The sequence below is a fragment of the Streptomyces tricolor genome (assembly GCF_002155905.1).
Lineage (GTDB): Bacteria > Actinomycetota > Actinomycetes > Streptomycetales > Streptomycetaceae > Streptomyces > Streptomyces tricolor.
Genome location: NZ_MUMF01000064.1, coordinates 1 through 21,593 on the forward strand (window position 1 = coordinate 1; position 21,593 = coordinate 21,593).

The window sequence follows — 21,593 nt, forward strand, 5'->3', positions numbered from 1 at the left end:
CGGCTCGGCCGCCCGCACCGCCGACTGGGCGCACCTGCGGGTACGGATCGCCGACGGGGTGGCCACCGTCACCCTCGCCCGGCCCGAGAAGCTCAACGCCCTCACCTTCGGCGCCTACGCCGACCTGCGCGACCTGCTCGCCGAACTGTCCCGGGAACGCGCGGTCCGCGCCCTCGTGCTGGCCGGCGAGGGCCGCGGCTTCTGCTCCGGCGGCGACGTGGACGAGATCATCGGCGCCACGCTGGCCATGGACACCGCCCAGCTGCTGGACTTCAACCGGATGACCGGCCAGGTCGTCCGGGCGGTCCGGGAGTGCCCGTTCCCGGTGATCGCCGCGGTGCACGGCGTCGCCGCGGGCGCCGGGGCCGTCCTCGCGCTGGCGGCCGACTTCCGGATCGCGGACCCCTCGGCCCGCTTCGCCTTCCTCTTCACCCGGGTCGGCCTGTCCGGCGGCGACATGGGCGCGGCCTATCTGCTGCCCCGGGTCGTCGGCCTCGGCCACGCCACCCGCCTCCTCATGCTGGGCGAGCCGGTACGGGCCCCGGAGGCCGAGCGCATCGGTCTGATCAGCGAGCTGGCCGACGAGGGGCGGGCGGACGAGGCCGCCCAGGCCCTGGCCCGCCGCCTGGCCGACGGCCCCGCCCTGGCCCACGCCCAGACCAAGGCGCTGCTGACGGCCGAGCTGGACATGCCCCTGGCGGCCTCGGTGGAACTGGACGCCTCGACCCAGGCCCTGCTGATGAACGGCGAGGACTACGCGGAGTTCCACGCGGCCTTCACGGAGAAGCGCCCTCCCAAGTGGAGGGGACGGTGACCGGTCCCGTCCACGCGCCGACGACGCCCGGCCGCCCCCTGCGCGTGGCGATCATCGGCGGCGGCCCCGGCGGCCTGTACGCCGCAGCCCTCCTCAAGCGCCTCGACCCGAACCGCGAGATCACACTCTGGGAGCGCAACGCCCCGGACGTCACCTTCGGCTTCGGAGTGGTCCTCTCCGACGAAACCCTGGGCGGCATAGAACACGCCGATCCGGTCGTCCACGAAGCCCTGCGGCAGGACTTCGTCCGCTGGGACGACATCGACATAGTGCACCGGGGCGTCCGGCACCGCTCCGGCGGCCACGGCTTCGCCGCGCTGGGCCGGCACCGGCTCCTGGAGATCCTGCACGCACGCTGCCGCTCGCTCGGCGTGGAGCTGCGGTTCTCCACCGAGGCTCCGCACATCGACCGGCTCGCGCGGGAGTACGACCTGGTCGTCGCCGCCGACGGTGTGCACAGCACCACCCGCGAGAGCCTGGCCCATGTCTTCCGTCCCCATGTGGCCACCCACCACTGCCGCTACATCTGGCTCGCCGCCGACTTCGCCTTCGACGCCTTCCGCTTCGAGATCGCCGAGACCGAGCACGGCGTGATGCAGCTGCACGGCTACCCCTTCGCGGCCGACGCCTCCACCGTCATCATCGAGATGCACGAGGAGGTGTGGCGGGCCGCGGGATACGACGAACTCCCCCCGCAGGAGTCCATGGAACGCTGCGCCAAGGTCTTCGCGGAGGCCCTGCGCGGACGTCCCCTGCGCTCCAACTCCTCGGCCTGGACCACCTTCCGCACCGTGGTCAACGACCGCTGGTCGCACGGCAACGTCGTCCTGCTCGGCGACGCCGCGCACACCGCCCACTTCTCCATCGGCTCCGGCACCAAGCTCGCCGTGGAGGACGCCCTCGCCCTGGCCGCCTGCCTGACGGAACAGCCGGACGTGCCCCGCGCGCTGGCGGCCTACGAGGAGGAGCGCCGGCCCGTCGTCGCCTCCACCCAGCGGGCGGCCCGGGCCAGCCTGGAGTGGTTCGAGAACCTGCGGCTGTACCTGCGCCAGCCACCCCGCCAGTTCGCCTTCAACCTGCTCACCCGCAGCCGCCGCGTCACGCACGACAACCTGCGGCTGCGCGACGCCCGGTTCACCGAGTCCGTGGAGCGCGAGTTCGGCTGCCCGCCCGGCACACCCCCGATGTTCACACCGTTCCGGCTGCGCGGCCTGACCCTGCGCAACCGGGTCGTCGTGTCCCCGATGGACATGTACTCCGCCACCGACGGCGTCCCCGGCGACTTCCACCTCGTCCACCTGGGCGCCCGCGCGCTGGGCGGGGCCGGGCTGGTGATGACGGAGATGGTGTGCGTCAGCCCGGAGGGCCGGATCACGCCCGGCTGCGCCGGCCTCTACAGCGGCCGGCAGGCCGAGGCATGGCGGCGCGTCACGGATTTCGTGCACCGCCAGGCCCCGGGCACGGCGATCGGCGTACAGCTCGGGCACTCCGGCCGCAAGGGATCCACGAAGCTGATGTGGGAGGGCATGGACGAGCCGCTGCCCACCGGCAACTGGCCCCTCGTCGCCGCCTCCCCGCTGCCGTACAAGCCGGGCGGCCAGACCCCGCGCGAACTGTCCCGGGCCCAGCTCACCGACCTGCGCGAGCAGTTCGCCGCCGCTGCCTGGCGGGCCGCCCGGGCCGGCTTCGACCTGCTCGAACTGCACTGCGCCCACGGCTATCTGCTCTCCGGCTTCCTCTCCCCGCTCACCAACCGGCGCACCGACGCCTACGGCGGCTCGCTGGACCGCCGCCTCCGCTTCCCGCTGGAGGTCTTCGACGCCGTCCGCGCGGTGTGGCCGGCCGAGCGGCCGATGACCGTCCGGATCTCGGCCACCGACTGGGCGGAGGGCGGGACGACCGCCGAGGACGCCGTCGCGATCGCCCGCGCCTTCGCCGCGCACGGCGCCGACGCCATCGACGTGTCCACCGGGCAGGTGGTGGCCGAGGAGCGGCCGGAGTTCGGGCGGTCGTACCAGACGCCGTTCGCCGACCGGATCCGGCACGAGGTCCGGATCCCGGTGATCGCGGTGGGCGCGATCTCGTCCTGGGACGACGTCAACTCGCTGATCCTGGCGGGCCGCGCGGACCTGTGCGCGCTGGCCCGGCCGCACCTGTACGACCCGCACTGGACCCTGCACGCGGCGGCCGAGCAGGGCTACGAGGGCCCGGGGGCGGTCTGGCCCGCGCCCTACCGGGCGGGCAGCCGGCGCCCCCGCACCGGGCGCACCGACGCCCCCAGGCCCCGCCTCTCGCTCAGCGGCTGAGCCGTGCCGCGCGGCGGTCTCACAGCCCCGCGAACCGCGCGCCCGCGTCCCGCAGCCGTGCGTGCAGGCCCCGGAAGACCTCCGCCGAGCGGACACCGGGCCAGCCGGACGGCAGCAGGCGGGTGGGCAGGCCGGGGTCGGTGTAGGGGAGGTGACGCCAGGAGTCCAGGGCGAGGAGGTAGTCGTGGTAGGCCTCCTCGGGCGGGGTGTCGGTGCGCCGCTCCCAGGCGTGCAGGACCGGCGCGTGCACGTCCAGGAAGCGCTCGTGCTCCTTGGCGATCGCGGCCAGGTCCCACCAGCGGGCCACCGCCTCGGCCGTGGCCGCGAAGCCCAGGTGCTCGCCGCGGAAGAAGTCGACGTAAGGATCGAGGCGCAGCCGGCGCAGGGTGTGCTCCGTCTCCTCGTACAGCCGGGCCGGGGCGATCCACACCCCGGGGGCCGCCGTGCCGAAGCCCAGGCCGGCCAGCCGGGAGCGCAGCACGTGCCGCTTCTGCCGCTCGGACTCGGGGACCGAGAACACCGCGAGCACCCAGCCCTCGTCCGCCACGGGCGCGCCCGCGTAGATGCGCCGGTCGCCGTCCTCCAGCAACTGGCGCGCTTCGGCGGAGAGTTCGTACCCGGCCGCGCCGGACTCCGTGCGGGCCGGCAGCAGCAGCCCGCGCCGCTTGAGCCGGGACACCGAGGAGCGTACGGAGGGCGCGTCCACGCCGACCGCGGCCAGGAGCCGGATCAGCTCGGCGACGGGCACCGGGCCGGGCATGAAGCGGCCGTACGCGCCGTAGAGCGTGACGATGAGGGACCTGGGGGCGTGCTGCTCGGACACGTTGATCATTTTAGGTCGTCGGCATCACTGCTGGTCACCATCGGTGCGCAGGCGGAACCGCTGGAGTTTTCCGGTGGCGGTGCGCGGCAGCGCGTCGAGGAAGACGAACTCGCGCGGGCATTTGTACGGGGCCAGCTCCGAGGTGAGGAAGCAGCGCAGCGCCTCCGGGTCGCGCCGGGCTCCGGCGCGCAGCACCGTGTAGGCCACCAGCACCTGGCCGCGGGCCTCGTCGGGGCGGCCGACGACCGCCGTCTCGGCCACGTCCGGATGGCGCAGCAGCGCCTCCTCCACCTCCGGGCCCGCGATGTTGTACCCGGCCGAGATGATCATGTCGTCGGCGCGGGCCACATAGCGGAAGTAGCCGTCGGCCTCGCGGACGTAGGTGTCGCCGGTGATGTTCCAGCCGCCCCGGACGTACTCCCGCTGGCGCGGGTCGGCGAGATAGCGGCAGCCGACCGGGCCGCGCACGGCCAGCAGGCCCGGCTCGCCGTCCGGCACCGGCGTGCCGTCGGCGTCCTGGACCCGCGCCTGCCAGCCCGGCACCGGCACGCCCGTGCTGCCGGGCCGGACCGCCTCGTCGGCGGCGGAGATGAAGATGTGCAGCAGCTCGGTGGCGCCGATGCCGTTGATGAGGCGCAGGCCCGTCCGCTCGTGCCAGGCCCGCCAGGTGGCCGCGGGCAGGTTCTCGCCGGCCGACACACAGCGCCTGAGGGACGAGACGTCGTACCGGTCCAGCTCGTCCAGCATGGCCCGGTAGGCGGTGGGCGCGGTGAAGAGGACCGAGACGCGGTGCTCGGCGACCGCGGGGAGCAGCTGCCGGGGGCCGGCCTGTTCGAGGAGGAGCGCGCTGGCCCCGGCCCGCATCGGGAAGATCACCAGTCCGCCGAGCCCGAAGGTGAAGCCCAGCGGGGGACTGCCGGCGAAGAGGTCGTCGCTATGGGGCCGCAACACATGTCTTGAGAAGGTGTCGGCTATGGCGAGCACATCCCGGTGGAAGTGCATGCACCCTTTCGGGCGACCCGTCGTGCCGGAGGTGAACGCGATCAGGGCCACGTCGTCGGCCGCGGTGTCCACCGCCGGATAGGGGTCGGCGGGGGCCGGGCGGCGCAGCAGGTCGTCGGGTGTGTCACCGCCGTACGTCGTGATGCGCAGCCCGGGTATCGACGCCTTCGCCAGGTCGTCCACCGCCCGGATGTCGCACAGCGCGTGCCCCACCCGGGCGATCTGGCACAGGGTGGCCAGCTCGTGCGGGCGCTGCTGGGCCAGCACGGTGACCGCGACCGCGCCCGCCTTCAGCACCGCCAGCCAGCAGGCGGCGAGCCACGGCGTGGTGGGGCCGCGCAGCAGCACCCGGTTGCCCGGGACCACGCCCAGGGAGCCGGTGAGCACGTGCGCGATCCGGTCGACCCGCGCGCGCAGCTCGCCGTACGTCCAGGCGGGGCCGTCCGGGGTGCGGAACACGGGGCGGGCCGGGTCGGTGTGGTCCAGCAGTTCCGCGGCGCAGTTCAGCCGGGCGGGGTAGCGCAGCTCCGGCAGCTCGAACCGCAGCTCGGGCCACTCGTGCGGCGGGGGCAGGTGGTCGCGCGCGAACGTGTCCACGTGGGCCGAGAGATGCATGGCGGTCCGCCCCCTTGCCGTGACCGAGGTCCGGGACAGATGTCCGAACGGGCTTCCTGGTGGGCTCGCGGATCGAGCGTATCGTGTTGGTGACGGCAGTCAACTGTGCGCGATACCGTCGGCAGGTGGGTAGGGAAGGGCACGGGGAACCGCCCCGGCAGTGCCCCCCGGAGGGAGGACCGGCTGTGTCCGCATTCTCACTCGGACCGGAGCAGACCGCCTGGTGCGCCGAGCTGCGCGAGCTGGCCGCCCGGCGGCTGCGCCCGCTCGCCGACCAGGGCGAACCCGGCCGCGTCAACCGGGCGCTGCTCGCCGAACTCGGCCGGCTGGGCCTGCTCGCGCGGCTCTTCGACTCCGGCGCGCTGGACCTGTGCCTGATGCGGGAGTCCCTCGCCCAGGCCTGCACCGAGGCCGAGACCGCCCTCGCCCTCCAGGGCCTGGGCGCCCACCCGGTGCACGCCCACGGCAGCCCCGACCAGCGGGCACGCTGGCTGCCCCGGGTCGCCGACGGCAGCGCGGTCGCCGCCTTCGCGCTGAGCGAGCCCGGGGCCGGCTCGGACGCGGCGGCGCTGGCCCTCGCGGCCGAGCCCGACGGCGACGGCTGGCGGCTCACCGGCGCCAAGTGCTGGATCTCCAACGCCCCCGAGGCCGACTTCTACACCGTCTTCGCCCGCACCACCCCCGGCGCCGGGGCGCGCGGGGTGACCGCCTTCCTGGTCCCCGCCGACCGGCCCGGACTCACCGGCAGCGCCCTGGAGATGATCTCGCCGCACCCCATCGGCGCCCTCGACTTCGACGCCGTGCCCGTGACCGCCGCCGACGTGCTCGGCGACATCGACCGCGGCTTCGCCGTCGCCATGGGCACCCTCAACCTCTTCCGCCCCAGCGTCGGCGCCTTCGCCGTCGGCATGGCCCAGGCCGCGCTGGACGCCACCGTCGGCCACACCCGCCGGCGCGAGGCGTTCCGGGGCACCCTGATGGACCTTCAGGCGGTGTCCCACCAGGTCGCCGAGATGGCCCTGCGCACCGAGGCGGCCCGGCTGATGGTCTACGCGGCGGCGGCCGCGTACGACGCCGGAGCCGCCGACGTCCCCCGGCGCGCCGCGATGGCCAAGCTACTCGCCACCGAGACCGCGCAGTACGTCGTCGACGCCGCCGTCCAGCTGCACGGCGCCCGCGCCCTGCGCCGCGGCCACCTGCTCGAACACCTCTACCGCGAGGTGCGCGCGCCCCGCATCTACGAGGGCGCCAGCGAGGTGCAACGCGGCATCATCGCCAAGGAGTTGTACGCCACGGCCGAGAAGGAGGACCGGTGACGACCGAGCGCGTCAACCCGCCCGAGCTGTCCCCGCCCACGGGCTTCACGCACGCCGTCGTCGCGGCCGGCTCCCGCGTGGTGTTCCTCGCCGGGCAGACCGCCCTGGACGGCGACGGCAAGATCACCGGCGAGACGCTGCCCGAGCAGTTCGAGCAGGCCCTCGGCAACCTCCTCACCGCCCTGCGCGCGGCCGGCGGCACCCCCGCCGACCTCGCCCGGGTCACCGTCTACGCCACGGACGTCGCCGCGTACCGCGCGCACGCCCGGCGACTCGGCCGGATCTGGCGGGAGTCGGCGGGCCGCGACTATCCCGCGATGGCGGTCGTACAGGTCGTACGGCTGTGGGACGAGCGGGCACTGGTGGAGCTGGACGGGTTCGCCGTCCTGCCCTAGGGCCTGCCGTCCGGATCGTCCCGGCGTCGCGAGGTCTGGCGCACACATCCCGGGGTGCTGTCGGTCGCCGACTTCCGCACGCCCGGCCGCACTTGCTTGGGGGCCCCTCGCGTCGGCGCCCTCCTGCGCCCCGCAGCTGCACGCACCGGACCCCGCCCGGGGTGGGCCGGCAGGCGCCGCGCTCGACGGCCCGCCTGGTCCGGACGACCGGCCCCGGCCCCGCCGCACCCCCGGTGACCTGGCCCGTTCGGTTTCATGACGCGCCACCGATGGGGTGACGGTCACGCCCGCCGAGCCGACCGCCCGGTACCAGTGGAAGCCCTCGATCCGCTGGAACCGGGAGGTATCCCATGCCCGTACGCCCCGTCGTCGCCACGGCCCTCGGCGCCGCCGCGCTGCTGTGCGCCGCGGTCGGCCCGGCCGTCGCCGACCCGTCCGAACTGATCACCGTCGACCCGGTCGGCCGGATCGCGTCCGACGGCACGGTGACGCTGTCCGGCACCTATCGCTGCACCGGCGGCACCGGCCCGGTGCTCGTCAGCTCCTCGCTCAGCCAGGCCGACACCCGCCTCAAGCACGGCATCGGCGGCGGCACCGCCCGCTGCGACGGCGCCGAGCACCGCTGGCAGAACTCCGGCAAGGTGTCGGGGGAGGCGCTGAAGGCCGGGGCGGCGCGGGTGGAGGCCACCCTCACGGAGCTGCGCCCCTCGGGCATCGTCCTGCTGCCGGCCTTCCACGCGATGACGAGCCAGGACATCACGCTCACCCAGGAGTGACACCGGGCGCCGCCCCGGCCGCCGTCCGGCCCCGCGCCGCGGGGCCGGACGTCCGCGTGTCCGAGGGGCCGTCAGCGACGTGTGTCGTCCGCGGGCGGCTCGGAGGGTGCGCCGGCATCCGCGTCCGCCGCGGTCGCACGGCCGGCCTCCGCGTCCCGCTGGACCCGCCGCACGAACCGGCCGCCCAGCCGGCCTCCGGGCGGCCCCGATGGACATGCCGAACGAACCGGCCGTGCACCGCTTGGTGCACCGCGGTCATCCGCCCGCGATCCGAGGCAGGCGCCGTCGGCTCGCCTCAGGTGCGGCCGAGGTCGTCCCGGTCCCGCGGAGCCGTCCCGCGTCGCAGCACCGGGGAGCCCGGCCGGTGCAGGGCGGCCACGAACTTGTAGCGGGAGCCCCGGTACACCGACCTCACCCACTCCACCGGGCGGCCCTGCGCGTCCCGTGAGTGCCGGGACAGCAGCAGCATCGGCAGCCCCACGTCGGTGCCGAGCAACTGCGCCTCGCGCGGGGTGGACAGGGAGGTCTCGATGGTCTCGTCGGCCTCGGCGAGGTGGACGCCGTACACCTCGCCGAGCACCGTGTACAGCGAGGGGCAGGTGGCCAGGGACCGGCGCAGGCCGGGGAAGCGCCGTACCGACAGATGGGTCGTCTCGATCGCCATCGGGTCGCCACTGGCCAGCCGCAGCCGCTCGATGCGCAGCACCCGCTCGCCGATCCCGATGCCGAGCAGGCCCGCCAGCTTCTCGTCGGCGGGCACCTCGCCGATGTCCAGCATCTGCGAGGCGGGGGTGAGGCCCTGGGCCCGCATGTCCTCGGTGTGCGAGGTGAGCTGGAGGGTGCGGTACAGCTTGGGCTGGGCGACGAAGGTGCCCTTGCCCTGGATCCGGTCCAGCCGGCCCTCGCCGACGAGTTCCTGGAGCGCCTGGCGGACGGTGGTCCGGGAGGTGTCGAACCGGACGGCGAGCAGTCGTTCCGCCGGCATGGCGGAGCCGGGTTGCAGCGCCTCGGCCATGGTGAGCAGCTGCTGTTTGATCCGGTAGTACTTCGGCACGCGCGCGGTGCGGCCGGACGCCCCCCTGTGCGGCTGGGCGCTGCTGACGTCGGTGGTCATGCCTGCCTTCCCGGCTGTGTCGATGGGCTCCCGTTATAGCGACCAACTCCCGTATGGTCTAGTCCAACTGAACGGTCCGGGCGAAAGGGACGGAATGCGGACGGACGCGCTCCGGTGACTTTCTCGTAACGGCCCGGACCGGCTTTCCGAACCACCCTTGACACTCCAAAAGGTCTAGGCCAAGCTCCACCGTACTGGTCTACACCATTAGTGGCCAGGTCCCGAGCCCTACGTGCAACAGCGTCGTACGCAGGTCACCGCCGAGGGCGTGGGGGGTTAGTGGCATCCCTGAGGAGGGTGGCGTGAAGCGCAAGCTTGCGGCCGCGATCGTGATCGCGGGCATGATGGTCTCCGTGTCGGCGTGCGGCGGGGACGACGGCGACGACAAGAACGCGGGACCGGACAGCTTCAAGGGCCAGACCCTGACGGTCTGGGCGATGGACGGCTCCACGCCGGACCAGTGGGTCAAGGACGTCACGGCCGCCTTCGAGAAGAAGACCGGCGCGAAGCTGAAGTTCGAGACGCAGAAGTGGGACGGGATCCAGCAGAAGATCACCACCGCCCTCTCCGAGTCCAACCCGCCGGACGTGCTGGAGGTCGGCAACACCCAGACCCCGGCCTACGCGGCCACCGGCGGCCTCGCCGACCTGAGCGACCTGAAGAAGGAGATCGGCGCCGACTGGACGCCGTCGGTCTCGCAGTCCTCCGTCTACGACGGCAAGCAGTACGCGGCGCCCTGGTACTTCACCAACCGCGTGGTCATCTACAACAAGAAGATCTGGGCGAAGGCCGGTATCAAGGACACCCCGAAGACCCGGGACGAGTTCTTCAAGGACCTGGAGACCATCGGCAAGAAGACCGACGCCGAGCCGATCTACCTGCCCGGCCAGAACTGGTACTTCTTCGACGGCCTGACCATCGGCCAGGGCGCCGACCTGGTGAAGAAGGAAGGCGACAAGTACGTCTCCAACCTCGGTGACCCGAAGGTCGCCAAGGCCATGGAGATCTACAAGAAGTACGCCTCCTACTCCAAGGCCCCCAAGGACAAGGACGAGGCCACCCCGCAGCAGGCCGAGGTCTTCGCCAAGGGCAACACCGGCGCCTTCATCGGCATGGGCTGGGAGGCCGGCACCGCCGTCGCCGCCAACAAGGCGATCGAGAAGGACCTCGGCTACTTCACCATCCCGGGCGAGACCCCGGACAAGCCCGAGGGCGTCTTCCTCGGCGGCTCCAACCTCGCCGTCGCCCAGGGCAGCGAGAAGCAGGCCCTGGCCAAGGAGTTCCTGAAGATCGCCCTGTCCGACCAGTACGAGGGTCAGCTGGCCAAGCTCAACGGCGTCATCCCGAACAAGAAGTCCCTGGAGTCCAACCTCAAGGGCAACGCCGTCGCCGAGGCCGCCGTGCCGGGCTCCGCGGTCGGCGGCACCACCCCGCTGATCCCCGAGTGGGGCGCGGTGGAGAACAACCCGAACCCGATCAAGTCGTACATGACGGCCGTGCTCAACGGCAAGTCCCCGGCGGACGCCGCGAAGCAGGTCGAGGACGAGATCAACAAGCGCCTGGCCCAGCAGAACTGATGACCGCGCCGGGGGCGCCGCGCTCGCGCCCCCGGCTCACCTGTGTCGTCCGTACGGCCACGGAAGAGATGGCAACTCATGTCAGTGCAGACCGAAGGCACGGACACGGCCGGGGAGCCCGCTGTCCGCAAGGCCCGGGTGCCGGCCCCGCCGCGAGGTGACGGCCGCAGCCCCGGCGCCCCGTCCCGGCGCCACGCCGCCGCCCCCTACCTGCTCCTGCTGCCCGCGCTGCTGGCCACCGCGGTGCTGCTCGGCTGGCCCCTGGTCAAGAACGGCATGCTGTCGTTCCAGAACCTCAATCCCCGGCAGCTGATCCAGCACCTCACCGAGTGGAACGGCGTCGACAACTACCAGGAGGTGCTCAGCGGCGACGACTTCTGGCGCGTCGTCGGGCGCTCCGTCGTCTTCACCGCCGCCAACGTCGTACTGATCATGGTGCTCGGCACCCTGGTCGGGCTGCTGCTGGCCCGCCTCGGCAAGAAGATGCGGCTGCTGCTCATGGTGGGCCTCGTCCTCGCCTGGGCCATGCCGGTCATCGCGGCCACCACCGTCTACCAGTGGCTGTTCGCCCAGCGCTTCGGCGTCGTCAACTGGGTGCTCGACAAGCTCGGCTGGCACTCCATGGCCGACCACAACTGGCTCCAGACCCAGTTCTCCACCTTCGCCGTGGTCACCCTGCTCATCGTCTGGCAGTCCATACCCTTCGTGGCGATCAACCTCTACGCGGCCACCACCACCATCCCCAAGGAGCTGTACGAGGCCGCCTCCCTGGACGGCGCCGGCGCCTGGAAGGGCTTCACCTCGGTGACCCTGCCCTTCCTGCGGCCGTTCCTCTACGCCACGACCTTCCTGGAGGTCATCTGGGTCTTCAAGTCGTTCGCGCAGATCTTCGCGATGAACCAGGGCGGCCCCGACCACCTCACCGAGACCCTGCCGATCTACGCCTACGTCGAGGGCGTCGGCAACCAGCACTTCGGAGTCGGCGCGGCGATCTCCTTCCTGACCATCCTGGTCCTGCTCGCCATCACCTCGTACTACCTGCGCATGGTGCTCAAGCAAGAGGAGGACGAGCTGTGAAGCGCTCGCTCTTCGGACGAATCTGGCCGGGCGCGACCGCCGTCGTCCTCTTCGCCGGCTTCGTCTTCCCCGTCTACTGGATGTTCGCCACGGCCTTCAAGCCGACCGGCGACATCATCGCCGACGACCCGGTGTGGTTCCCGACGAACGCCACCCTCGAACACTTCCAGAAGGCCGTCGACGCCGACCACTTCTGGACCCTGGTCCTGAACTCGGTCACCGTCACCGCCCTGTCGGTCGTGTTCTCCCTCGTCATCGCCCTGTTCGCGGCCTTCGCGCTGACCCGGATGCGGTTCAAGGGGCGGCGGGGCCTCATCGTGACGTTCATGCTGGCGCAGATGGCCCCCTGGGAGGTCATGATCATCGCCATCTACATGATCGTCCGCGACAACGACATGCTCGACAGCCTGGTCCCGCTCACCGTCTTCTACACGATGATGGTGCTGCCGCTGACCATCCTCACCCTGCGCGGCTACGTCGCCGCCGTGCCCAAGGAGCTGGAGGAGTCGGCGATGGTCGACGGCTGCACCCGCCTCCAGGCCTTCGTCAAGGTGATCTTCCCGCTGCTGGCGCCCGGACTGATGGCGACCTCGCTGTTCGGCTTCATCACCGCCTGGAACGAGTTCCCGCTCGTCCTGATCCTCAACAAGGACGCCGAGAAGCAGACCCTGCCGCTGTGGCTGTCCCAGTTCCAGACCGCCTTCGGCGACGACTGGGGCGCCACCATGGCCGCCTCGTCCCTGTTCGCGCTGCCCATCCTGATCCTCTTCATCTTCCTGCAACGCAAGGCTGTCAGCGGTCTGACCGACGGCGCCGTGAAGGGATGACGCCCCCGATGACCACCATCGCCACCACCGCGTCCGGCAGCGGATCCGCCGCGGGCGACAGCCTTGCCCGGGACGCCCTCGCGGTGCTGCAACCGGGCTTCGACGGCACCACCGCCCCCGACTGGGTGCGCCGCCGCATCGGCGAGGGCCTCGCCTCCGTCGCCCTGTTCGGCCGCAACGTCGTCAGCGAGGACCAGGTCACCGCGCTCACCGCGCACCTGCGCGCCGAACGCGACGACCTGCTGATCGCCATCGACGAGGAGAGCGGCGACGTCACCCGCCTCGACGTGCGCACCGGCTCCTCCTTCCCCGGCAACCACGCCCTCGGCGCCGTCGACGACCCCGACCTCACCCGCGCCGTCTCCCGCGAGCTGGGCCGGCGCCTGGCCGCCTGCGGCGTCACCTTCGACTGGGCGCCCTCCGCCGACGTCAACGCCGACGCGGACAACCCCGTCATCGGCGTCCGCTCCTTCGGCGCGAGCCCCGACCTGGTGGCCCGGCACACCGCCGCCTGGGTCGAGGGCCTGCAGTCCACCGGCGTCGCCGCCTGCACCAAGCACTTCCCCGGACACGGTGACACCAACGTCGACTCGCACCACGCGGTACCCCGCATCGACGTCGACGCCGACACGCTGTACGAGCGCGAACTGCCACCGTTCCGCGCGGCCATCGCCGCCGGCACCCGGGCGATCATGAGCGCCCACATCCTCGTCCCAGCCCTCGACCCCGACCGCCCCGGCACCCTGTCCCGGCGCGTCCTCACCGAGCTGCTGCGCGGCGAACTCGGCTACCAGGGCCTGATCGTCACCGACGGCATGGAGATGCGCGCGATCTCCGGGACCTACGGCCTGGAGCACGGCGTGGTCCTCGCGATCGCGGCCGGCGCCGACGCCATCTGCGTGGGCGGCGGACTGTGCGACGAGGGCACCGTGCTGAAACTGCGGGACGCGCTCGTCGCCGCCGTACGCTCCGGCGAACTGCCCGCCGAACGGCTCGCCGACGCAGCGGCCCGGGTGCGCGACCTCGCCGCCTGGACCGCCGCGGCCCGCGGCGACGCGGGGAAGACCGCGCCCGACCCGGAGATCGGCCTGGTCGCGGCCCGCCGCGCGCTCACCGTGACCCGCACCGGCCCCGCCGCACCGGTCACCGAACCGGTGTACGTCGCCCAGTTCAACCCGGCCCCGAACATCGCCGTCGGCGACCAGACCCCGTGGGGCGTCGCCGCCGAACTCCAGCGGCTGCTGCCCGGCAGCGCCTCCGGCTCCTTCACCGGCGAGGGCGCCGGTGACGCCGTCCTCGCCGCGGCCGGCGGACGCCGGATCGTCGCCGTGGTCCGCGACGAGCACCGGCACGACTGGATGCGCTCCGCGCTCTCCGCCCTGCTCGCCGCCCGGCCCGACACCGTCGTGGTCGAGATGGGCCTGCCGCAGGCCCCACCGCGCGGCACCCTGCACATCGCCACCTACGGCGCCGCCCGGGTCTGCGGTGTGGCGGCGGCCGAGGCCGTCGTCGCGGGCTGAACCCACGGGCTCATCGGCCGCCCGCGCCAGCGGGCGGCCCGCTCCTCCGTGCTTTTTTCCCGGATCTCAACCGCACGTGTGCTCCAGAGGAAACGCATGCAGACGCCCCATCCCCACCTCCACCGCGCGGCCACCGACCGCCCCTACTTCAGCGCCGACGGCGAGACCTACCTCGCCCCCACCCCCCTGCGCGACCTCCGCAAGACCCAGCCGCTGCGCGTGCTGTCGGAGGAGGACTTCGCCTTCTGGCAGACCTACGGCTACGTCGTCGTACGCGAGGCCGTCACCCCCGGCGAGGCCAAGGCCCTGCTCGACTTCGCCTGGCAGTTCCAGGGGCTCGACCCCGACCGCCCCGACACCTGGTACGAGGAGCCCCCGTTCCGCTCCGAACTCGACCGCCACCTCTACATCTACGGCTTCGTCGAGGCCTACCACCACCAGCTCATCTGGGACAGCCGGCAGAGCCGGCGGGTCTACGACGCCTTCGTGGACGTGTGGGACAGCCCCCAACTGTGGGTAACCCTGGACCGGCTCAACCTCAACCCGCCCAACGTCCGCACCCGCTCCCGCTCCCTGATCGAACCCACCGACGAAGGCTTCGACATCGAGCTGCACTGGGACGTCGACACCACCCTCGCCGTGCTGCCGCAGCGCGTCCAGGGCATCATCGCCCTCACCGACACCCGCCCCGAACTCGGCGGCTTCCAGTGCGCGCCCGAACTCTTCCGCCGCTTCGAGGAGTGGCGCATCGCCCAGCCACCCGGCCGCGACCCCGTCCGGCCCGCCGTCGACCGCGCCGAGTTCCCCGTGATCCGCCCCGACCTCCAGGCCGGCGACCTGCTCATCTTCAACGGGCTGCTCGCCCACGGCGTCGCCCCCAACCGCTCTGACAACGCTGTCCGAGCCGTCCAGTACCTGTCGATGATGCCCGCGCTGGAGGAGCACACGGCCCTGCGCGACTCCCGCGTGGAGTCCTGGCGCACCCTCGCCACCCCCGACTGGAACGCCACCCTGCTCGGCGACGCCCGGAAACCCGAAGCCCTGCGCTACGGCCCCGCCGAACTGAACGACCTGGGGCGCAAGCTGCTCGGCCTCGACTCCTGGGCCACCGCGGACGGTGCCCGGTGAACCGCGTCTGCCTCACCCTGCCCACCAACCGGGCCTGCTCCGCCACCATCACCGCCCTGCACGCCGAAGCCGACTACGCCGCCCGCCGCTTCGGCGCCGACGTCCAGCTGCTGATCCTGGACTCCGCCGACGACACCACCCGGGCCGAGCACACCCGCACGGTCGCCGCCCTGCCCGTCCGGCCGGGCGTCACCGTCCACCACCTCGACGAGGAACGGCAACGCGCCTGGCTGCGCCGGACGATCCGGCGGGCCGGCCTGCCCGACCCGGACCGCCTGCTCCGCCTCATGCTCCCGCCCGCCGTCTCCTACGGCGCCTGCACCAACCGGGCGTTCCTGCTGGCCGCCGCCCTCGGCTGCCGCTCGGTGCACCGCAGGGACTCCGACAGCACCTACCAACTCCACGACGGGCAGCCGGTGTTCCCCGTCCACCACGAGCTGCCCTGGCTGGGCCGCCCCGCCGCCGAAGCCGCGGCCGCGGTCACCCGCACCGACCTCGAACCGGCCCTCGCCGACCGCCCGGTCTCCCTCGCCGGAGCCTCCTTCATCGGCGAACTCTCCGTCGACATCGGGGAGATACGACGCCTGGACGAGGGCGTCTACCACGACGTGGTCGGCCTCTGGGCACCCGGCGACTGGCCGGAGGAACGCAGGCGCGCGCTGGTCGAGGAGTCCTTCACCGGCGCGGGCACCGCCCCCTTCACCGGCGACCGCGCGACCCTCACCCGGGTCGACCCCATGCGCGTCGACATGTGCAACGTGGCCTTCGACCGCGCGGTGTACGAGCGGGTCCCGCTCCCGCCCGCCACCGACACCATCGGCAGCGACTACTTCCTCCTCCACCTCGTCCACGACGCGCACCTGCCCGGCATCCTGCACAACCGCCACATCCAGAACTTCCACACCCCCGAACGCCGCACCGACACCGGCTTCCCGGCCTACCAGCGCCGGTTCGTGAAGTTCCTCCTGTCGATGCTGTACTTCCACGACGTCTACGACCGGATGGCGGCCGAGGGCGAGGGGCTGCTGGACGCCCGGCACCGGGTGCGCCCCGACCGCGTCGTGCAGTTCCTGCGGGAGAGCACGGCCCTGGACCGCACGGAGAACGTCTGGCGGCTGGACCGGGTCGACACGGCGTACCGGAAGCTGGGCGGCCGGTACGCGGCGTTCGCGGACCGACTCACGGCGGAACGCGAAGAGTTGCTCGACCAGGCGGAACGGGACATCGAGGACTTCGCCCACCTGGCCGAGTCCTGGCCGGCACTTGTCGAGGCGGCCCGCACATGAGCGCGCCCACCGACCGCCTCCTCTACGACCTCACCGGCATAGAGCACCACTACGACACCCTGCTCACCGAGCTGCCCGGAACCCGCATCCGCTTCGCCCTCAAGGCCTGCCCGGTCGACGAGGTCCTCCGCTGCCTCGCCGCCCGCGGCGCGGGGTTCGACGCGGCCGGCCCCGCCGAGATCACCCAGGCCCTGCGCGCCGGCGCGCGGCCGGACCGCATCCACTACGGCAACACCATCAAGTCCGACCACGACATCGCCGAAGCCCACCGCCTGGGTGTCCGTACGTTCGCCACCGACAGCGTCGAGGACGTCACCGCCATCGCCGCCCACGCACCCGGCGCCCGGGTGTTCTGCCGCCTGGCCACCAGCGGGGAGGGCGCCCTGTGGGGCCTGAACCGCAAGTTCGGCTGCGGGCCGGACGAGGCCGTCCGGGTGCTGGCCACGGCCCGCGCGGCCGGCCTCGTCCCGGCCGGCCTGTCCGTGCACGTCGGCTCCCAGCAGATGACCTGCGAGGCCTGGCGGCAGGCCCTGGACACCCTCGCCGAGACCCTGACGGCGCTGGCCGGGCGGGGGATCGTGCTCGACCACGTCAACCTCGGCGGCGGACTGCCCGCGCTCGGCTACCGGGACCGCCACGGCAACCCCCTCGCACCGCCCCTCGACAAGATCTTCACCGTGCTCCGCGAGGGCATGGAACGCCTGGCCGCGCTGGCCGCCGCCCCGCTCGGCTTCGTACTGGAGCCGGGGCGCCACCTGGTCGCCGATCACGGCGTGATCCAGGCCCACGTGGTCCGGCTGACCGAACGGGCGCAGCCGGGCGGCGGGCGGACCCGCTGGCTGTACCTGAGCGTCGGCAAGTTCAACGGCCTGTACGAGATGGACCAGGTGACCCACCCGCTGGTCTTCCCCGGGCGGGAGACCGAGGAGTACGTCCCCGCGATCGTCGCCGGCCCCACCTGCGACAGCGACGACGCCTACGGCGACGGCCGGTACCCGGTGCGCGTGCCCCGGTCCGTCCGCTCCGGCGACCCGGTCCGGATCCTCGCCGCCGGCGCCTACGCCACCAGTTACATGACCCAGGGGTTCAACGGCATCCGCCCGCTGCCGTGCGTGTGCACCCGTGGCCAGGAAGGACACCACTGACATGACAGGCCTCGTACGGGGCGTCACCGAGGCCGACTGGCCGCAGATCGCGGCCCTGGAGGCCGGGGCGTACGCCGGCACCTCGCTGACGGAGGGGGAGACCGTCCTGCGGTCCCGGGCCGCGGCGGGCACCAGCTTCGTCCTGGACCTCGACGGCCGGATCGCGGGCTACGTGCTCGCCCTGCCCTACCGGCGGTTCCACTGCCCCGACCTGACCCGCCGGGAACAGATCGCCCACCACGCCACCAACCTCCACCTGCACGACCTGGTCGTCAGCGCGCCGCTGCGGCGCCGGGGCCTGGGCACCCGCCTGGTCCGCCACCTCACGGACGCGGCCCGCGGCCGGGGCTTCGCGACCATCTCGCTGATCGCGGTCGCCGGCAAGGAGCCCTTCTGGCGGGCGTGCGGCTACCTCCCCCACCCCGAGGCGCCGGTGCCGGACGGCTACGGCAGCGGCGCGGTGTACATGTCGGCCCAGGTCACCGCCCTGCGGAAGGCGAGCTGATGCCCGCACCCTCCTTCTCCCGCGCCAAGTGGTCGATCGCGGCGCTGTTCTGCTTCCTCGGCTTCCAGTACGGCACCTGGGTCGCCCGGCTGCCCGCGCTGAAGACCCGGCTGGACCTGGGCGCCGGCGAGGTGGGGCTGCTGCTGATGGCCTGCGGGGCCGGTGCGGCGGCCTCCTTCCCGCTGGTCGCCGCCCTGATGCGGCGGCTCGGCTCGCGGCTGCTCTCCCTCGCCTCCGCCATCGGCCTGATCGCCGTACTGGCCGCGCTGTCCGTCGTACCGAACTACCCGCTCGCGCTGCTCGCCGTGTGCGCCGACGGCGTCGCGGTCGGCTGCCTCAACGTCGCCATGAACGCGCAGGGCGCCGCGCTGGAGACCACCCACGGGCGTACGGCCATGTCGCAGCTGCACGCCACCTTCAGCGGCGGGCTGCTCGCCGCCGCGCTGCTGGCCTCCGGCGTCACCGCCGTGACCGGGTCCGTCCCGGCCCACTTCGCCGTCGCCGGCGCCCTGCTGCTGCTCCTGCTCGCGGGCGCCCGCCCGGGCCTGCTGGCGCACGAGCCGGCGAGCCCCGCGGCCCAGGAGGAGCCGAAGCGGCGCGCCCGCCGGGGCCTGCCCTCCGGCACCACCCTCCTCATGGGCTGTGCCATGGCCTTCGGCACGATCACCGAGGGCGCCATGAACGACTGGTCGACGCTCTACATGGAGGACGTCGTCCGGGCGCCGGCGACCGTCGCCCCGCTGGGCATCGCGGTGGTCTCGGTGATGATGCTGCTGGCCCGCCTGTGCGCGGACCGCTGGCGCACCCGCTGGGGCGACGGGCGGGTGGTGGTCACCGGCAGCGCGGTGGCCGCCGTGGGGCTGGCGCTCGCCCTGCTGGCCGGGGGCGTGGTGCCGACGCTGCTCGGCTTCGCCTGCGTCGGCCTCGGTGCGGCGGCCGTCACCCCGTGCGTGTACGTGGCGGCGGCCGGCCGCGGTTCGGACGCGCTGGCGCTGGTCGCCGCGATGGGCACCACGGGCCTGCTGGCCGGCCCCGCCGTGATCGGCTTCGTGGCCGGCGCGGCGAACCTGACCGTGGGCATGGCCACGGTGGCGGCCTCGGCCCTGATCGTCACGGTGACCGCGTTCCGCATCCCCTGGCGCGCCCGCACCCCGGAACCGGTCGGCTGACCCGGTCCGGCCGGCCGCTCACCGGGCGGCGTGGTCGTACGAGCGGCGGGCGGCTGTGTCACCGTCTTCGGCGGCGGCCCGGTGACCGGGGGGCGGAGTCCCGCTCCCAGGGGCTGTCCGCGTCGGCGGCGTCGAGCAGGTGCTCGCCGTAGAGGTCCTGGAGCCAGTTGCTCTGGTAGATGGTGTCGAGGTAGCGCTCGCCGAGGTCGGGCGCGATGGCCACCGCGGTGAGGTCGCGGGTGCCGTGCCGGGCCAGCCAGTCCGTCGCGGCGCTGACCACCGAGCCCGTGGAGCCGCCGAACAGGAAGCCCCGCCGGGCCAGCCGGTGACAGGTGCGGATGGTGTCCGCCTCCTCCACCCGGATCACCTCGTCCACGTACGACTCGTCCAGCAGCGGCGGACGCATGCTCATGCCCAGCCCCGGGATCATCCGGCGGCCGGGCTCGCCGCCGAAGGCCACCGAGCCCACGCTGTCCACGGCGACGATCCGCACCGGCCGCTGCCATTTGCGGAAGTAGCGGGCGCAGCCCATCAGCGTGCCCGCGGTGCCGGTCCCGACGAACAGCACGTCCAGCCGCGGGAAGTGGCTGGCGATCTCCGGTGCCGTGGTCCGGAAGTGAGCCCGCCAGTTCCCCGGGTTGGTGTACTGGCTGAGCCACACGTACCGCTCGTCGGACGCGCACAGCGCACGGACGTACTCCAGCCGTGTGCCCAGGAAGCCGCCGTTGGCGTCCAGGTCGGTCACGACGTGCACATGGCTGCCGAGGGCCTCCATCAGCAGCTTGGTCGACAGGTTGCACCGCGGGTCCGTCACGCACAGGAACCGGTAGCCCTTGCTCGCGGCGATCATGCTGAGCGCGACGCCCAGGTTTCCGGACGAGGACTCGACCAGGACGGAGTCGGGCGTCAGGCTCCCGTCCCGCTCCGCGCTCTCCACCATCTCGTTCGCGGCCTTCAACTTGATGGATCCGGCGAAGTTGAAGCCCTCGCACTTGAGGTAGAGGCGGTATCCGAAGACCGGCTCCAGATCGACGAAGAGACTTCCTTCGTTGAAGGAGTGGGGAGCGGTGATGACGGGCACGGCAGCCTCCTGATGCCAGGGCCGAGGGCAACGCCTCAGCCGTACCGGCGCAGGTCGTGGAAGAAGTCGTCGATGAGGCGGAGTTCGCCCGCCCGGGCCACTTGGTCGTAGACGTACTTGCCGACGGCCAGGTCGAGGACGCCCAGGCCGAACGGGGAGAAGATCACCGGCTGGTCGGGGGGCGCGGCGGCCCGGCCGAGCATCACGTCGTACAGGGTGCCGTTGAGGAAGTCGCGGCTCCCGGTGCGCTGCTCGACCAGGTGCGGGGAGGTGTCCGCCTGCAGGCAGTGGTCGACGTCGTCCACGAAGTTGGCCGCGCCGAGCAGGACCTCGGGGGCCAGGTCGCGCAGCGACACGTGCAGCACCACGGGGTTGTGCTCGAACCAGCCGGGGGCCATGACGTGCGGCCGGCCGGCGATGGTGGCGAAGACCACGAGGTCGCTGGAGCGGATCAGGTCCTCGGGGCGGTCGTGGACGGTGATCTGCCCGGTGGCGCCGGTCTGGTCCAGATAGCCGCGGAAGCCGGCGGTGCTGTCGGCGGACAGGTCGTGCACGCCGATCGCGTCGAAGGTCCAGCCGGTGCCGGCCAGGAAGGTGTGGATGTACCGGGCGATCAGGCCGGTGCCGAAGAATCCGACCCGGCGGGGCCGGCTCCGGGTGCGGCTGAGCCAGTCGGCGGCCAGCGCGGCCGAGGCCGCCGTCCTGGTCGCGCTGATGACGGAACTCTCCAGACAGGCGAACGGATAGCCGGTGTCGTGGTCGTTGAGGATCAGCACCGCGGAGGCGCGCGGCAGCCCGGCCCGCACGTTGTCGGGGAAGCTGGAGATCCACTTCATGCCGTCCACGTGCGCGGCGCCGCCCAGGGAGGCGGGCAGCGCGATGATCCGCGACGACGGGCGGTCGGGGAAGCGCAGGAAGTACGACGGCGGGTTGACCGAGTCCCCGGCACCGTGCAGCCGGTAGGTGGCCTCGACCAGTTCCACCAGTTCCTTCTCGCGCCCGGCGAGGGCCTGCCGCACCTGCTTGCCGGAGACCACCGCGAAGGTGGGCGCCGACGCGGGGCCGGGCGCGAGAAGGAACTGGTGGAACTGGTCGAGGCCACCTACCGGCTGCACGG

At 72.9% G+C, this 21,593-nt stretch carries 19 protein-coding genes; 14 read left to right on the forward strand and 5 right to left on the reverse strand.

Features of this window, described 5'->3' with window-relative positions; all coding sequences use genetic code 11:
- Both CCN44_RS05260 and CCN44_RS05265 read left to right on the forward strand, forming a co-directional pair.
- The coding region (locus CCN44_RS05260; protein ID WP_107502048.1) for an enoyl-CoA hydratase family protein at positions 1 to 814 on the forward strand (814 nt) is incomplete at its 5' end.
- Positions 811 to 3,120: a bifunctional salicylyl-CoA 5-hydroxylase/oxidoreductase gene (locus CCN44_RS05265; RefSeq protein ID WP_237480833.1), complete on the forward strand. Its 2,310-nt coding sequence runs from the start codon at positions 811 to 813 to the stop codon at positions 3,118 to 3,120. The genes CCN44_RS05260 and CCN44_RS05265, both read left to right, overlap by 4 nt.
- A gap of 19 nt (positions 3,121 to 3,139) precedes the next feature.
- Here the strand turns inward: CCN44_RS05265 and CCN44_RS05270 are convergent, their stop codons facing one another.
- Together CCN44_RS05270 and CCN44_RS05275 are read right to left on the reverse strand one after the other, a co-directional pair.
- Entirely contained in the window at positions 3,140 to 3,952 is an 813-nt protein-coding gene (locus tag CCN44_RS05270; protein WP_059253363.1) for a PaaX family transcriptional regulator, read from the reverse strand.
- Between the two features lie 15 nt (positions 3,953 to 3,967).
- Positions 3,968 to 5,560 (reverse strand): AMP-binding protein, encoded by a 1,593-nt coding sequence (locus CCN44_RS05275; RefSeq protein ID WP_086696975.1) that lies wholly within the window; start codon positions 5,558 to 5,560, stop codon positions 3,968 to 3,970.
- Positions 5,561 to 5,745: 185 nt separating this feature from the next.
- Here CCN44_RS05275 and CCN44_RS05280 point away from each other — a divergent pair, with 185 nt between their 5' ends.
- The 3 genes from CCN44_RS05280 (at position 5,746) to CCN44_RS05290 (ending at position 8,047) form a co-directional block, all read left to right on the forward strand.
- The gene (locus tag CCN44_RS05280) at positions 5,746 to 6,876 is read left to right on the forward strand and encodes an acyl-CoA dehydrogenase family protein (RefSeq protein ID WP_086696976.1); all 1,131 of its coding nucleotides are present in this window, start codon (positions 5,746 to 5,748) and stop codon (positions 6,874 to 6,876) included.
- The gene (locus tag CCN44_RS05285; protein ID WP_059253369.1) at positions 6,873 to 7,271 is read left to right on the forward strand and encodes a RidA family protein; all 399 of its coding nucleotides are present in this window, start codon (positions 6,873 to 6,875) and stop codon (positions 7,269 to 7,271) included. Before CCN44_RS05280 ends, CCN44_RS05285 begins: the two co-directional genes overlap by 4 nt.
- Positions 7,272 to 7,621: 350 nt before the next feature.
- Positions 7,622 to 8,047 carry a DUF6299 family protein gene (locus CCN44_RS05290; protein ID WP_059253371.1) on the forward strand — a complete coding sequence of 142 codons (426 nt, stop codon included), beginning with the start codon at positions 7,622 to 7,624 and terminating at the stop codon, positions 8,045 to 8,047.
- Between the two features lie 295 nt (positions 8,048 to 8,342).
- Here CCN44_RS05290 and CCN44_RS05295 read toward each other — a convergent pair whose 3' ends face one another.
- Positions 8,343 to 9,161 (reverse strand): GntR family transcriptional regulator, encoded by an 819-nt coding sequence (locus CCN44_RS05295; protein WP_086696977.1) that lies wholly within the window; start codon positions 9,159 to 9,161, stop codon positions 8,343 to 8,345.
- Positions 9,162 to 9,463: 302 nt separating this feature from the next.
- Between CCN44_RS05295 and CCN44_RS05300 the strand changes: the two genes are divergently transcribed.
- The 9 genes from CCN44_RS05300 (at position 9,464) to CCN44_RS05335 (ending at position 19,395) form a co-directional block, all read left to right on the forward strand.
- On the forward strand, positions 9,464 to 10,738 hold the full coding sequence (locus CCN44_RS05300) for an extracellular solute-binding protein (protein ID WP_059253375.1): 1,275 nt from the start codon (positions 9,464 to 9,466) through the stop codon (positions 10,736 to 10,738).
- A 78-nt stretch (positions 10,739 to 10,816) separates the two neighbouring features.
- On the forward strand, positions 10,817 to 11,815 hold the full coding sequence (locus CCN44_RS05305) for a carbohydrate ABC transporter permease (RefSeq protein WP_059253377.1): 999 nt from the start codon (positions 10,817 to 10,819) through the stop codon (positions 11,813 to 11,815).
- Positions 11,812 to 12,642 carry a carbohydrate ABC transporter permease gene (locus CCN44_RS05310; RefSeq protein WP_059253379.1) on the forward strand — a complete coding sequence of 277 codons (831 nt, stop codon included), beginning with the start codon at positions 11,812 to 11,814 and terminating at the stop codon, positions 12,640 to 12,642. Before CCN44_RS05305 ends, CCN44_RS05310 begins: the two co-directional genes overlap by 4 nt.
- An 8-nt stretch (positions 12,643 to 12,650) precedes the next feature.
- Positions 12,651 to 14,162, forward strand: a complete 1,512-nt coding sequence (locus CCN44_RS05315) for a glycoside hydrolase family 3 protein (protein WP_086696978.1) — start codon at positions 12,651 to 12,653, stop codon at positions 14,160 to 14,162.
- Between the two features lie 96 nt (positions 14,163 to 14,258).
- Positions 14,259 to 15,290: a phytanoyl-CoA dioxygenase family protein gene (locus tag CCN44_RS05320; RefSeq protein WP_059253384.1), complete on the forward strand. Its 1,032-nt coding sequence runs from the start codon at positions 14,259 to 14,261 to the stop codon at positions 15,288 to 15,290.
- Positions 15,287 to 16,576, forward strand: coding sequence for a DUF6271 family protein (locus tag CCN44_RS45435; protein ID WP_208639711.1), 1,290 nt, complete (start codon positions 15,287 to 15,289; stop codon positions 16,574 to 16,576). The genes CCN44_RS05320 and CCN44_RS45435 overlap by 4 nt, the downstream gene beginning before the upstream one ends.
- Entirely contained in the window at positions 16,573 to 17,721 is a 1,149-nt protein-coding gene (locus tag CCN44_RS05325; RefSeq protein ID WP_208639712.1) for a type III PLP-dependent enzyme, read from the forward strand. The genes CCN44_RS45435 and CCN44_RS05325 overlap by 4 nt, the downstream gene beginning before the upstream one ends.
- A gap of 1 nt (position 17,722) precedes the next feature.
- Positions 17,723 to 18,226 carry a GNAT family N-acetyltransferase gene (locus CCN44_RS05330; protein WP_059253389.1) on the forward strand — a complete coding sequence of 168 codons (504 nt, stop codon included), beginning with the start codon at positions 17,723 to 17,725 and terminating at the stop codon, positions 18,224 to 18,226.
- Positions 18,124 to 19,395, forward strand: a complete 1,272-nt coding sequence (locus CCN44_RS05335) for an MFS transporter (protein ID WP_237480835.1) — start codon at positions 18,124 to 18,126, stop codon at positions 19,393 to 19,395. The genes CCN44_RS05330 and CCN44_RS05335 overlap by 103 nt, the downstream gene beginning before the upstream one ends.
- Positions 19,396 to 19,453: 58 nt before the next feature.
- Here CCN44_RS05335 and sbnA read toward each other — a convergent pair whose 3' ends face one another.
- Together sbnA and sbnB are read right to left on the reverse strand one after the other, a co-directional pair.
- A complete protein-coding gene (gene sbnA / locus CCN44_RS05340; protein WP_086696979.1) occupies positions 19,454 to 20,476 on the reverse strand; it encodes a 2,3-diaminopropionate biosynthesis protein SbnA in 1,023 nt (340 codons plus the stop codon).
- 35 nt (positions 20,477 to 20,511) lie between these two features.
- Positions 20,512 to 21,591, reverse strand: coding sequence for a 2,3-diaminopropionate biosynthesis protein SbnB (sbnB, locus tag CCN44_RS05345; protein ID WP_086696980.1), 1,080 nt, complete (start codon positions 21,589 to 21,591; stop codon positions 20,512 to 20,514).
- Between the last annotated feature and the right edge of the window lie 2 nt (positions 21,592 to 21,593).

Coding starts and splice junctions, on each gene's coding strand:
- CCN44_RS05270 (WP_059253363.1), bottom strand. CDS start 3,952: ATGATCAACGTGTCCGAGCAGCACGCCCCCAGGTCCCTCATCGTCACG.
- CCN44_RS05275 (WP_086696975.1), bottom strand. CDS start 5,560: ATGCATCTCTCGGCCCACGTGGACACGTTCGCGCGCGACCACCTGCCC.
- CCN44_RS05290 (WP_059253371.1), top strand. CDS start 7,622: ATGCCCGTACGCCCCGTCGTCGCCACGGCCCTCGGCGCCGCCGCGCTG.
- CCN44_RS05295 (WP_086696977.1), bottom strand. CDS start 9,161: ATGACCACCGACGTCAGCAGCGCCCAGCCGCACAGGGGGGCGTCCGGC.
- CCN44_RS05305 (WP_059253377.1), top strand. CDS start 10,817: ATGTCAGTGCAGACCGAAGGCACGGACACGGCCGGGGAGCCCGCTGTC.
- CCN44_RS05315 (WP_086696978.1), top strand. CDS start 12,651: ATGACCACCATCGCCACCACCGCGTCCGGCAGCGGATCCGCCGCGGGC.
- CCN44_RS05320 (WP_059253384.1), top strand. CDS start 14,259: ATGCAGACGCCCCATCCCCACCTCCACCGCGCGGCCACCGACCGCCCC.
- CCN44_RS05325 (WP_208639712.1), top strand. CDS start 16,573: ATGAGCGCGCCCACCGACCGCCTCCTCTACGACCTCACCGGCATAGAG.
- CCN44_RS05330 (WP_059253389.1), top strand. CDS start 17,723: ATGACAGGCCTCGTACGGGGCGTCACCGAGGCCGACTGGCCGCAGATC.